The sequence below is a fragment of the Pseudomonas sp. S3E17 genome (genome assembly GCF_024168685.1).
Classification (GTDB): domain Bacteria; phylum Pseudomonadota; class Gammaproteobacteria; order Pseudomonadales; family Pseudomonadaceae; genus Aquipseudomonas; species Aquipseudomonas marginalis.
In genome coordinates, this window is sequence record NZ_JALJWE010000001.1 from 492,023 (window position 1) to 504,549 (window position 12,527).

General features: G+C 57.1%; 12 protein-coding genes. 9 read left to right on the forward strand and 3 right to left on the reverse strand.

Annotated features, from left to right (window positions below; translation table 11 throughout):
• The first annotated feature begins 18 nt into the window (after positions 1–18).
• The 8 genes from J3D60_RS02060 (at position 19) to J3D60_RS02095 (ending at position 10,218) form a co-directional block, all read left to right on the forward strand.
• Positions 19–6,183: a DUF637 domain-containing protein gene (locus tag J3D60_RS02060; protein ID WP_253489261.1), complete on the forward strand. Its 6,165-nt coding sequence runs from the start codon at positions 19–21 to the stop codon at positions 6,181–6,183.
• Positions 6,180–6,704: a hypothetical protein gene (locus J3D60_RS02065; RefSeq protein ID WP_027607552.1), complete on the forward strand. Its 525-nt coding sequence runs from the start codon at positions 6,180–6,182 to the stop codon at positions 6,702–6,704. Before J3D60_RS02060 ends, J3D60_RS02065 begins: the two co-directional genes overlap by 4 nt.
• Before the next feature lie 846 nt (positions 6,705–7,550).
• Positions 7,551–7,856 carry a hypothetical protein gene (locus tag J3D60_RS02070; protein WP_083236424.1) on the forward strand — a complete coding sequence of 102 codons (306 nt, stop codon included), beginning with the start codon at positions 7,551–7,553 and terminating at the stop codon, positions 7,854–7,856.
• Positions 7,857–8,647: 791 nt separating this feature from the next.
• Positions 8,648–8,983: a toxin glutamine deamidase domain-containing protein gene (locus J3D60_RS02075; RefSeq protein ID WP_367399675.1), complete on the forward strand. Its 336-nt coding sequence runs from the start codon at positions 8,648–8,650 to the stop codon at positions 8,981–8,983.
• Complete coding sequence (locus tag J3D60_RS02080; protein WP_027607551.1) at positions 8,983–9,258, forward strand: YrhB domain-containing protein; 276 nt, start codon at positions 8,983–8,985, stop codon at positions 9,256–9,258. Before J3D60_RS02075 ends, J3D60_RS02080 begins: the two co-directional genes overlap by 1 nt.
• Positions 9,259–9,357: 99 nt before the next feature.
• A complete protein-coding gene (locus tag J3D60_RS02085) occupies positions 9,358–9,651 on the forward strand; it encodes a hypothetical protein (protein ID WP_141606124.1) in 294 nt (97 codons plus the stop codon).
• An 8-nt stretch (positions 9,652–9,659) separates the two neighbouring features.
• Positions 9,660–9,947, forward strand: a complete 288-nt coding sequence (locus J3D60_RS02090) for a hypothetical protein (protein WP_141606125.1) — start codon at positions 9,660–9,662, stop codon at positions 9,945–9,947.
• A gap of 112 nt (positions 9,948–10,059) precedes the next feature.
• Positions 10,060–10,218 carry a hypothetical protein gene (locus J3D60_RS02095; protein WP_253489267.1) on the forward strand — a complete coding sequence of 53 codons (159 nt, stop codon included), beginning with the start codon at positions 10,060–10,062 and terminating at the stop codon, positions 10,216–10,218.
• Between the two features lie 283 nt (positions 10,219–10,501).
• On the opposite strand, the gene J3D60_RS02100 is transcribed toward J3D60_RS02095, so the two are convergent.
• Together J3D60_RS02100 and gspH are read right to left on the reverse strand one after the other, a co-directional pair.
• On the reverse strand, positions 10,502–11,113 hold the full coding sequence (locus J3D60_RS02100; RefSeq protein WP_141606126.1) for a type II secretion system protein GspJ: 612 nt from the start codon (positions 11,111–11,113) through the stop codon (positions 10,502–10,504).
• Positions 11,110–11,562: a type II secretion system minor pseudopilin GspH gene (gene gspH / locus J3D60_RS02105; RefSeq protein WP_027607548.1), complete on the reverse strand. Its 453-nt coding sequence runs from the start codon at positions 11,560–11,562 to the stop codon at positions 11,110–11,112. Before gspH ends, J3D60_RS02100 begins: the two co-directional genes overlap by 4 nt.
• 93 nt (positions 11,563–11,655) lie before the next feature.
• Between gspH and J3D60_RS02110 the strand changes: the two genes are divergently transcribed.
• Positions 11,656–12,087 (forward strand): type II secretion system protein N, encoded by a 432-nt coding sequence (locus J3D60_RS02110; RefSeq protein ID WP_027607547.1) that lies wholly within the window; start codon positions 11,656–11,658, stop codon positions 12,085–12,087.
• Here J3D60_RS02110 and gspI read toward each other — a convergent pair.
• Positions 12,074–12,439, reverse strand: coding sequence for a type II secretion system minor pseudopilin GspI (gene gspI / locus J3D60_RS02115; RefSeq protein ID WP_027607546.1), 366 nt, complete (start codon positions 12,437–12,439; stop codon positions 12,074–12,076). The two genes, J3D60_RS02110 and gspI, sit on opposite strands and share 14 nt — an antisense overlap.
• Positions 12,440–12,527: the final 88 nt, after the last annotated feature.

Sequence of the window (12,527 nt, forward strand, 5' to 3'; positions counted from 1 at the left end):
CAACAAGGAACCTTGCCTATGGACGTGCGCAGCCCGTTTCACCAGTGCCTGGCCCTGAGCCTGGCGGGAATTATCTTCCTCAACCCCATTGTTGCCGCCGCCGCAGAGCTGAGCGTGGACCCGGCCAGCCCTGGCACCAGCGTCGGCCATGCACCTAATGGCGTGCCGGTGGTGAATATCGCCGGGCCCAATGGCAGCGGGCTGTCCCATAACCTGTTCACCGACTACAACGTCGGCAGCCAGGGGCTGATCCTCAACAACGCCACCCAGGCCACGCAACACACCCAACTGGGGGGTGTGATCCTCGGCAACCCAGGCCTGCAAGGGCGAGCCGCCAGCGTGATCCTCAACGAAGTTACCGGTGGCAACCGCAGCCACTTGGGGGGCTACACCGAGGTGGCCGGGCAGGCCGCGCGGGTGATCGTCGCCAATCCTCATGGCATCACCTGCAATGGCTGCGGATTTATCAATACGTCTCGCGCGACATTGACCACCGGCAAGCCAGTGATCGAGGGTGGGCGGCTGGATCACTTTCGCGTAGAGGGCGGCGATATTGCAGTGGAGGGCGCCGGGCTCAATGCACGCAATGTCAGCCAGTTCGACCTGATCACCCGTACAGCCAAGCTCAATGCGCAGTTGCATGCCGACCACCTCACCGTCATCACCGGCCGTAACGATGTCAGCGCCGACAGTTTGCAGGCCCACGCCCATGCCGAGGATGGCCGGGACAAACCGCAACTGGCCATCGACGCCAGCGCACTCGGCGGGATGTACGCCGGGACGATTCGCCTGGTGGGCACTGAACAGGGCGTAGGCGTAAGGCTGGCGGGCGATATGGCCAGCACCGCCGGCGACATTGTGATCAACGCCAATGGCGGCCTGAGCCTGTCCCACACCACCAGCGTCGGCGCACTCACTGCCAAGGCCGAGTCGATTGACTTGCAGGGCCCGACCTTTGCGATGGGGGATGTCGACCTGCAGGCCCAGGGCGACCTGGTGGTGCGGCAAACCCTGGCCAGTGCCGGGAATGTGAGCGTGGAAGGCACCTCGGTCAGCAACCAGGGCAAGGTTGTCAGCGGCATCCTGGAAGATCGGCGTATCGCGGGCAAACAGCTGACCATCCAGGCCCAGCGCCTGGATAACCAGGGTGAACTCAACGCCAGTGGCCATCTGGAAATCACCAGCGGCAGCCTCGATAACAACGGCCGGATCGCCGCCGGCAGCGCCAGGGTCGACGCACGCCAGACCCTGAGAAACAACGGCCAGGTCGTCACCGCCCGCGAACTGGACATTGTCGCCCATCATGCCGTCAACCACGCCGGGACGATTCATGCCGAAGGCGATCTGAGCCTGGTCGCCGACACCGTCGACAACAGCGGCAAGATCGTGGGGGCGGGCAATGAGCTGAGTATTACGGCCGGCACGTTCACCAACGCTGGCGAACTGCTCAGCGACCACCGTCTGCAACTGCAGATCGATGGCGATCTGAAGAACACCGGCCTCATCGCCGCCAAAGGCGCTGCCGTCATCAGCGCATCAAACCTCACCCAAGACCACGGCCAGATCCTCAGCGGTCAAGACATCCAACTGCGCGTGCGCGATGTACTGCACAACCTCGGCGTGCTCAGCGCAGCGCGGCATATGCAGATCAATGCCGCTCAGTTGAATAACCATGGGAGCGTCGGCAGCCAAGGTCATTTCCTGCTCACTGCCAACGTCTCCAACACCGGCCTGCTGTTCAGCGGCGGCGACCTGCACGTGCGCGGCGAGCATTTCAGCAACCTCGAAGGTGATCTCTACAGCGTCGGTGATTTCAGTTTCACCGGCACGCGCTTCAGTAACCTCTCCGGCAGCGTGGAAACCGAAGGCAACCTGCATATCAACGCCCGCGAGTTCGAAAACGCCCGCACCCACCTTGCCCTCGAACGCGAACTGGTCGGCGGCAGCATCCAGTGGGTCTGCGGCCAGCACTGCGACGGCGACGACAGCTTCAAGCGCGGCACCATCTATATCAACGAAACCTGGCGCGAAACCGCCGCGCCCAACTCCACCCAGGCCGCGCGACTGGTGGCCGGCAAACACCTGAGTATCGACGCGCATACCCTGGAAAACCGCTACAGCCTGCTCGCCGCCAATGGCGACATGCACCTCGCCGCCCACCGCCTTATCAACCAGGGCGCGGCCTCCCAGACCGGTACTTCCAGCACCATCATCGGCACCCCCGGGCGCATCGACAAAGCCCTGTGGGACCAGATGGAGTTCCACGACCTGCCGGCCTTCAACAATGCGCCGTTCGACCCGGTGCGCTTTGCCGAACTCAAGGCGCGCTCGACAGGGGAGGGCTTCAGCAACCCCGGCACACTCACGACCTGGCGCGAGGATGGCCGCGCAGTCTATGCCGCCACCCTGCAAGCCGGCGGCATCCTCAACCTGCAGGCCAGCGAGTACCTGCAAAACGGCACCCTGCGTGAAAACACCCTGGCGCAACTGACGGGCGAAACAGGCCACAACCCCAACGACCTCGAACTGAGCCCTGATCGCCTCAGCGAAGACCTGACCCAACCGCCGGAATTCCAACTGCCCAGCGGTGAATACGGGCTGTTTATCCCCAGCAGGAATCCGGGCAGCCCCTACCTGATTGAGACCAATCCACTCTTCACCCACCTTGCCAACTTCCTCAGTTCCCAGTACCTGCTCGACAAGATCGGCTACAACAACGACGAAGCCTGGCGGCGCCTGGGGGACGGCTATTACGAAAGCCGCCTGATCCGTGACGCCGTGCTGGCGAAGACCGGGCAACGCTTTCTCGCCGGGCTGGAGAGCGACGAGGAACAGTTCCGCTACCTGATGGACAACGGCCTCAGCGCCCGTGACAGCCTGCAACTGAGTGTCGGCGTCGGCCTCACCGCGCAGCAGGTGGCGGCCCTGACCCACGACATCGTGTGGATGGAAAAACGCCAGGTGCAGGGCGAAGACGTGCTGGTGCCGGTGCTGTACCTGGCAACGGTCGATGCCCATAACCTGCGGGGCGGCAACCTGGTGCAAGGCCGGGATGTCAACCTGGTCAGCGGTGGCGATATCGTCAGCGTGGGCACCTTGAAAGCCTCGCAGGATGTGACCGCCATCAGCGATGGCAGCCTGCTCAATGGCGGCACGATCAGCGCCGGTGACCGCATCAGCCTGCTGGCCAGCGACAGTATCCGCAATGCGATGGCCGGTGAGATCCGTGGCAGTCACATCGATCTCACCAGCGTGAGCGGCGACATCCTCAACGAACGCATCGCCCACGCCAGGCATCAGGGCGACGGCACCCTCGTCACCCATCTCGACACCGCCAGCCGGATCAGTGCCGGACAGCAACTCACGCTCAATGCCGGTCGCGACATCACCAACCGTGGTGATATCAACAGCGCTGGCGATGCCAGCCTGAGTGCGGGGCGCGACATCAACCTCATCGCCGTCACCGACACCCAGCAGGTCCGCACCACGGAAAACGGCGGCCACCGCGTCACCCAACACAGCCGCACTGAACAGCTCGGCGCCAACCTCAACGCCACCGGTAACCTGAGCCTGCACGCCGGGCGCGACATCACGCTATTGGCCAGCCAGGCCAACGCCGGCAAAGACCTGACCGTCGCCGCCGGTGGCAACCTCCACCTATTGGCCGCCGCCAACGAAACCGATCATGAGGTCAACAGCAAACGCGGCGGCGCCAGGGTCCATGAGCAAACCACCCAGGTCCGCCACGTGGGCAGCCAGCTCACTGCCGGCGGCACCCTTACCGCCAGTGCGGGGCAAGACATCGTGCTGCACGCCAGTCAGGTTCGCAGCGGCAAGGATGCGTATCTGGTGGCCGGTGGGCAGTTGCAGCTGCTGAGTGCCAATGACAGCGACTACAGCCTGTATGACTACAAGAAAAAAGGCAGCTTCGGCGCACTCAAGACCCAACGCAACGAAGTCACCGACCTGCGCGCGGTGGGCAGCCAGGTCACCACAGGCGGCAACCTCAACCTGATCAGCGGCGGCGATCAGCTGTATCAAGGGGCCAGGCTGGAAAGTGCTGCGGATATCGCCATCACCAGTGGTGGAGCGGTGACCTTCGAAGCGGTGAAGGACCTGCATCAGGAGAGCCACGAGAAGACCAACAACAACGCATTCTGGGTGTCATCCAAGGGCAAGGGCAGCACTGACGAGACGCTGCGCCAGAGTCAGCTGGTTGCCGGGGGCAACATTGCGATCAAAGCCGTCGACGGTTTGAAGATCGACATCAAGCAGGTCAACCAGCAGAGCGTCACCCAGTCCATCGATGCGATGGTCAAGGCCGACCCGCAATTGGCTTGGCTCAAGGACGCAGAGCAACGCGGGGACGTGGACTGGCGTCAGGTCAGGGAAGTCCACGACAGCTTCAAGTACAGCCACTCCGGGCTGGGCCCCGCCTCGCAAATGATCATTGCCATCGTGATGTCGGCAGTCATCGGACCCATGGCGGCGGCTGCCGCGGGGGGCGGCGTAGGCGGCGCCATGGTCGGTGCAGTAGCCACCGGCGCGTCGACCAATGCCGGCGTCAGCGTGGTCAATAACCGGGGCAATCTCGGTGCGGTTCTCAAGGATGTGACGGCGTCCGATGCCATCAAGGGCTATGGGATCTCGGCGATCACTGCCGGGCTGACGGTGGGCCATTTCGATCGATGGACCGGCACCCACACCCAGACCGACATAGGCAAAATTGTTACATCCGGCTCGCTGGGCACCTGGAGCGGTGTCGGCCAATTCGCAGCCAACCAGGCGCTGCAGAACGGCACCTCTGTGTTGCTGAACAAAGCCCTGGGGCAGGGCGGCAGTGTCAGTGACGCGCTGAAAAATGCCTTGTTCAACACCTTGGCGGCCGCCAGCTTCAACCTGGTCGGGGATTACACGAAAAACCTCCTGGCGGACGGCTCGGCCCCGAAGGTGGTGATTCACGCCATGGTCGGTGGGTTGCTGGCGGAAGCCACCGGCGGCGACTTCAAAACCGGCGCATTGGCTGCGGCGGCGAGCGAAGCGCTGGTTGGCCACCTGGATGACTTGGTCAAGGGCAACGACAACCTGCTCACCATGAGCTCGCAGATCGTCGGCGTGCTCGCGGCTGCGGCGCAGAGCGATACGGACGCAGCCAAGCTGGAGACCGGCAGTTGGGTGGCGAAGAACGCCACGCAATACAACTACTTGTCACACAACCAACTGGAGCGAGCCGCCAAGCAGATAACGCGATGCACCGACGCCTCCTGCATCGAAGACACGACGCGCAAATTCATAGAACTGAGCCTGCAGCAGGACATTGACGCGATAGTCAGCTGCCAGGCCGACCCCGACTCTTGCGCCGCACGCTCCATGGAAGTCGCCAACACCCAGGCGAACCTCAACGCCATCCGCGATATCGCTGACGACGCCTCGCCTGAGGCCCGGGCAGCAGTACAGAACCTCATCAACGGCAACTACGAATTCCAGGAAATGTTAGCGACCGCCACGACCGAGCACTCGGTGGGTGCGATGGTCGATTCGCTCAAGGCGAAATGGGAACTGAGCGACGCTCAGGCGCAGGACATTGCGGACAATTTGAAGATCGCGCTGGCGGTTGGGGTGGGGACTGCGGCGGGGGTGGTGGCTTATAGGCGGGCTGTGGCGGCGGGGGCAAAAGGAACTGCGAGCGGCTTGCCGTCTGGTGAAACGAAATTAGTCGATAACGGTACACCAGCGGCTGATGATGCGAGTTTTACAGCAACATCCACATCAGGATGGACGAGCATCTCGAGTGACGCTCGCGCGGTGGTCCGGGACGTCGAGTACTATTCAGGTGTGCCGATGCCCTCTAATCAGCGCACGCAACTTGCAGATGAGTTGCGTCAGGTGGATCACACTTATGTCGCGCCCAGAAGCGACTATCAAGCCTTACAGCGTGAATACAATAGCCAGCGAAATAATCTCAAGCGTGAGTGGGAGTTGAATACTGGCTTGATATGGCCGAAGACGGAGAGTGGTGTGGATTTCCAAGCGCACCATGTGATACCACAGCAGTATGGTGGACCTAACCAATGGTGGAATTTGCATCCGGTGCCGGGTGGAAGTGCTCACCAAGGTGGCGTTCATGCCCCAGCAAGTCCAACAACTACAGCATTTCCGCAGAACCCTCCGAGGCGACCATGACCATGTACGAAAAATTAGAAGCCTTCAATGCACTCGCATGCGTGCTATTAGAGCGTCTGACCCCTGTTTCTTCTGGTGACGTGAGTGGGATGCGACAGCAGTGGCCAGCAGCTCCCGATGATTACTTTACTTTTATGCAGGAGCGGGGGCATGGTGAGATAAAGGAGGACGACTGCGCGCTGTCGCTTTTGACTATTCAACCCATATTGTGTCCTGCGGCAGACTACTTTGGTGATGATGGGTTTTATAAAGACGGACCCTATGAATCGGGTGCTAAGGGCGAGGTGTGGCTGTTCGGCTGGGATAGCACCGGGACTGCTTTCGGTTTCGACAGTGGAGACAGCTGGCGATTGTTGGAAATCGACAATATGCGTTGGATAACGCGACTTGACTTGTCGTTTCGTCAGTTCGTCGAAGGGTTGTTGGTTTGTTATCCGCAGCGGCCGATAAGCTTTGCGAATGGAGTTTGGCGCGACTCGGGAGATGTTTCTTACACCCTGTCGGAGCTTCGTTGGTTGTAATGGTGGCTATGAGCTAACCGGTGACTGGGGGCGAGTAGCTATTAAGGGAGAAGCTGTAGATGTAATTGTGGAATATTAGTTGGTCAAAAAGCCATGGATGGAACAGTTCTTCTAAAGTTTGCATGGAGTCGACTTCTAGGAGGTGGCGAAAAATTAATATACTCCTCGAAAAAGATTGCGTTCATTAAAGGTAGACGAGGCCTGATCCCAAGTGGTCCTAAGACGTTAATTACCATGGATAAAGAGTCTAGGATAACTCTTGTTTCGCCAGAGTTTAAGGCGTGTGCCGAATGCTATGTAAAATTAATGATATGTCCTGGGGGTATGAGTCTGGAAGAAATCACTCGTCTTATGACGGTTGTGCTGACTCCAATTGATGTTACGGGGAGTAGTGTTGCTAATAGTCGTGGAGTAACAAGGAGAGTGAAAGAATCAGGTTGGTTTCTATCTACTGAGGGATATTTTCTTTAAAAAGATATTAGGGAGCATGTTGATTGGTTGGTAAAAAATCACTCCCCATCGAGAATGGTTAAGACTGATTCAGCAGTGGAATGGCGTTAAGGTTACATTAAGGTGTGTCTGGTTTTCCTCGCTGGGCCATAGTAGTCCCGTCCTCTGGCCGGAGTAAATGAGGGCTTTGGCGGATTTGGATTTAGAATGTTCTTTTGATATTTATTCTGTCGGTGACTAGTTTTTGAAGTGAATTGCAAAGCCATGATTTGTTGTTTGTCGCGGGGCTGGCCCTGAGTGACCAATTTTCACAAAAATAGCCCAGCAGTAGTCTAGTATGACTTGAGAAGTACAAAAAGCTCGAGTATTTGTTCTCACTAATAATTGGAATAATAAATGAATGATAGTGCTAAATTAGAATGCTGGAATTTTCAGGTGTTAATGCTTAGTCAAGCATTGTTGGGTGGGATAACTCCAAATTTCCGGATGGTGGTTTTATCCCGTGAAAGTGGTGTTTGGCTGATTAAGTTTTATCTTGAAAAGCATATTGCGGATGATATTTCTGAGATAGAGGATCTCATGTGTCAATACACTGCATATCAAGGGGTGAGTCTGAAGTGCAGGTCGGAAATTTTCGTTGGGAGTGAAAGTCTACCTAGTATGTCTGGGGTTGATAGGGCCGTTTACCGTCGCAAAGAATGATTTCGCAAGGTCAAGGGAGTATCTATTTAGTGTGGGCGTCGAAAGTAATTTCGACTCGAGCCTTTCACTGGGAAAATAATTTGGTAAAAACGTCCTATAACGACATCTGAAAAATATTGCGCAGCAAATTTTACCGATAAGGCAGGCAGTTTGATAACAGCTTTCCCAGCTAAGGCAGCGAACTAATGCGATCTCTCCCAGTGTATGTATGGCGTGAACTTCAATTGGCTATGACGCTGCTGGATGAGAATTCATCTTTAAGGGAGGTTTTTGTGGTGGTTCTTTCGTGGATTAGGGGGAACTACAAATGCTTCCCGGTTGAGCCGTTTCGACCTATAGGTTTGATGAATTTTCGCACATTGATGAGAATTTTATCCCGGTTGAATTTTCATCATTTCTACCTAGCGATATAGCTCATTTGAAGAAATTGATTTTTGGGTATCAAGCTAATTAGGCAGAGGCTATTGCGAGATTTCTACGTGACACACTGGAACAGTTGATAACTGTTGAGGTCGATAGGAAATGCCCTAGGTGTCTATCCGACGGGATGCGAATTTTTATCGGTAGATATAACGGGTTGCTTGCTTTCCAGTGTAACGTCTGTGGTCATTCCACTTACTCAGATAGTTATAAGGTGGGTAGTGGAGAGTTGGAGTTTGTGAACGAGAAAAAACTACGAGAACTCAACATGATTTAATGGTGCAAAAGCGGCGGGGGTTGCGGACGAAACTGCCGGTTCAATAAGGAACGTCAATCCAGGTTATCCAGGCGCTGGGCGAACTCATAACTGCATTAATTGTTCAATTGCTACTGATGCAACACTGGCAGGTAATCCAGCATCTGCATTGCCGATAAACTCCACCAAGGGTGTTCCGTTGACCGTGCTGGAGAAGCAATATGGAGCTAAGTTTAGCGGTGTGTCTTCACCCGAAACCATCACCCAGCACATGATTGGTGGTGGGGACGGCGCACGTGGGATTGTGTTTGGCTCCTATGGTCCAGGTCAGCCAGGCCTTGTATTCAACGTGGTTAATCAGAATGGGGCTATTCGTTATCTCGATGGGCAGACTGGAAAGCCGGCAAATATGAGTGATTTTAAGACATTGCAGCTACTGAGAACTAACTAATGATTACCTACGAATACGCTTTGGAAAGAGCTCAGGAATATTTGAAAGACTCTGAGATTGCTTTGCAGCTAACACATGAGGGCGAGTTCTCTGAGGGATGGTTTTTTTGCTATCAATCTAAAGAGTATTTGGAGACAGGGAGTCTGTCGGCTCAACTGGCTGGAAACGGACCATTCCTGATTGATAAGGAAACTGGAGAGCTTCATATTTTAGGGACCGCCAAGCCGCTGAAAGAATATCTTGATCACTATGTAATCAGTAAGTCAAAAAAATAAGATTGGTTTTTCGGTGCAAAAGCAACAGTCAGTTCTCCGTTAAAACTTGGCGAAACCAAGGTAATCAACGATTTCAGCACGACTCGTGTAGGAAGGTGGATGTCTCCTGATGAGCGGGTGCAGATGCAAAATACAAATAAAGTGGTGCAAGGCGCTGGAGTACAAACCTTTATTTCGACTAATGGCATCTCCGACCTTAAAGAAGCTGCACCCAGAGGCTCTGTCTATGTTGAGTTTGATTTTCCAGCTAACAGCTTGCTTCAGGGCGGGAAAGATGGCTGGTTTAAAATGATTGGCCCTGATGAAGGTAAGTCTCAGCAGTTCTTGCTTAATAAGCAGGGCGGCGAGCATCTTCCGACGGTCAAGAACATTGAAATTCTAGATAAGAAGTGAGAAGTCTTATGGATGGCTCCTGGTTTAATGAAAGCGTAAAACCACTTTTGAAGGGGTTTTCTCTAGAGTGCTCATTATTTGCTGATGGGGATTTTGGTGACCTTGAAAGGATAGAGCTGGAAGGTTTTAACAAGCTAGGAACTGTCGAATTTTGGTCTAAAGGTTGGGTGGGTATTGATATATATGACTGTGCTCTTGATGAGCAGGTTATGAATGTGTTGCTTTCTCCAGAAGAGGAAGAATCTGTTTCTCAGGCATTTGAGAGTTTTGTAAGGATATTGACGCAAGATAGTTGATGGTGCAAAAGGCGCAGTAACGGCTCTAGAGACAACCAGTCCTGTTGTCGTGACTGGGAAGTGCGCAATTGATAAGGTACAAAGTTACGAGGGGGCTCTTCGAGACGTATAGATGGCCCATCTGTTTCACGCTGTCATATATCACGGTGATATTGACGGCTGGAGAAAGGATATTAAAGCCGGTGCCGAAGGCCTCGGGTTGCTGCTGGCTCGAATCGAAGGTAATCAATTTGTTATTACCGATGGCCGCTCCATTCCTCTTTCAGAGTGAAAAATAGAGTTCTCTTAAACTTACTCCACTGACACCGGCCTTGCGCCGGTGTTTTTGCACCCTACCTGCACACTTTCTGCAGTTAAGTGGGGGGTAAACGGGGTCTGACCGAGTGATCCCCAGATCACCCAACAGGTGTTCCAACGCTAATCTCAGAGACAAAGTTGACTCAAGGCGCAGGAAGATATAACTATGTCGTTCTTCAGGATGGTCAGTTAGTGAATCGACTGCTCTGCAATGGCTTGCGCTCGACAACTACATGAGAAGCGCGAGTGGGGGACGGCTATCTCAGTGGCCCCACCACCTGCCGATACCTCTCCACCCCCTGCGGCGTCTCCCGCACCAAACTGATCTCCAACCCCAACGGATCCTCGCGCCGATTCCCGCTCAACTGCCGCCAGCCCTTATCCGCCTCCCACACCCGCACCTGCAGGTCACGGACCCCGCTCAACACCACCACCCCATCCTTCGCCGCCGGCAGCGGATAGCGATCCCGCGCGGGTGCGGCAGCGCGATACAAACTGTCGCCCTTGAGCCACCAGCGCACCCGTTGCAGGCCATCGCCGGCGACGGGCGCGCTGCGAATGATGTCCAGCCGAAAGCCTTTGCTGTCGGAACTGCGCACGGTGACCGCCGCCAGTCCATCGAGCTTTTCTGCACTGTTCTTTGAGGGCTCCGGGGCGTTCAGTTCGACGCCGGCGCGCAGGCTGATGTCGCGCTGCAGTTGGTTGAGGGCGCGCAGCAGCACTTCGGTCTGTTCGCTGCTCGCCTGCAGGTGCTGGTCGGCGCGGGTGACGCTGTCCAGGCCGCGCCAGGCGATCACGCTGACTACGGCCATGAGCATGATCGCGACCATCACTTCGATCAGGGTGAAGCCTTGTTCGGAGCGCTTCATGGCTGGCTCACCACGCGCATCAAGCCGGCGGTGTCGCGTTGCAGGCTGAGGCTGTGTTGGCCGTCGGACAGCACGATGCGCACGGGTGGGTTGATCCATTCGGCGTCGAGCACCAGGGTTTGCCGGGGTTCGATATTGATGTGCATCGGCGTGCTTTCCCACAGGCGCGGACGCAGTTGGGTGTCGCCCTGGAACGCTTCGACGCCACTGCCATCGTCGGTGCGACGGTTGAAGCGAAAGCCCTTGGCGTCGGCGCGCCAGGTGATCGGGCGGCCGTCCGCGCGGGCTTCGGCCTGGGCCACTTGCAGCAGTTGGCTCAGGCGCTCGGCGTCTTTGCGCAACAGGTGCAGCGGGTCGGGCTTGATGGTCAGGCTGATGGCGGCGCTGGCAATGCCGATGATCACCAGCACCACCATCAACTCGATCAGGGTGAAGCCTTGCTGTTTCATCGGTAGGCCCCTCGAAAGCTGGTGAGCTTGTGAAATAAAAACGTGCGAATTGGCCTGTAGGCTGGTGCCATGGACAAACAGGAGGTCCTTCCCATGGCATTCACCCTGCGTTTCTCACCGGCCCACGGTGTGCAGATCGTGGCGTTGCTGGCGGCATTGGCCGGTGTGGCGGTCTGGACGCCGCTGCTGCTGACGTCCGCCGAGTCCCATACGCCCCAGGCCGCGCCCCAGGTGCTGGCGGCGCGCAGCGATAACCCGGCGCTGCAATGGTTTTCCAATGCGCCGGCGGCGTTGCAGGTCAAGGTCTCTGGCGTGCTGGCCGGGGCGCGCGGTGCGGTGGCGATCCTCAGTCTCAACGACGGCCCGCCGCGCAGTTTCCTGTTGGGCGAGCGCCTCAGCCCGGGCGTGCGGCTCACGGCCATCGAAGGCGACGGGGTCGAGATCGAGCGCGGCGGCGAGAAGCTGCGCGTCAACCTCGACAAATTGCCCGATGGGCCGGCCTTGCCGCGGCTCACTCGGCCCTGACCTGTGTCTCCACGCGGGCCAGCGGCGGCGCCTCGCGGCTGGCGTCGAGCACCTGCACGTTGACTTGAAACAGACGGCCATCGCGACTGATGGTCTGCTCGCACCGCAGTTTCAAGCGCCCCTGGTCACAGCTGAAGGTCTTTGTGCCGTCGCGCAAATGCCCCTCCAGGCGCAACTCCGCCAGGCGACTCTGCGCCGCCAGCAACCCCATGGATTTGTCCCGCAGCAGGCCGTTGCCCTGGGTCATCAACCCGGCCACGCGGATGGCGGCGGCCATGGCCACGGCGATGATCGCCAGCGCCACCAGCACCTCGATCAGGGTAAAACCTTGCTCCTTGCGACGGCCGTACATGGCGTTCTCAAAGCCGGGAAACAGGCCCGCAGACTAGCGCCGGCAGTTGACCGATTGGCGACCGAAACTCCCGAGGATTTTCAATACG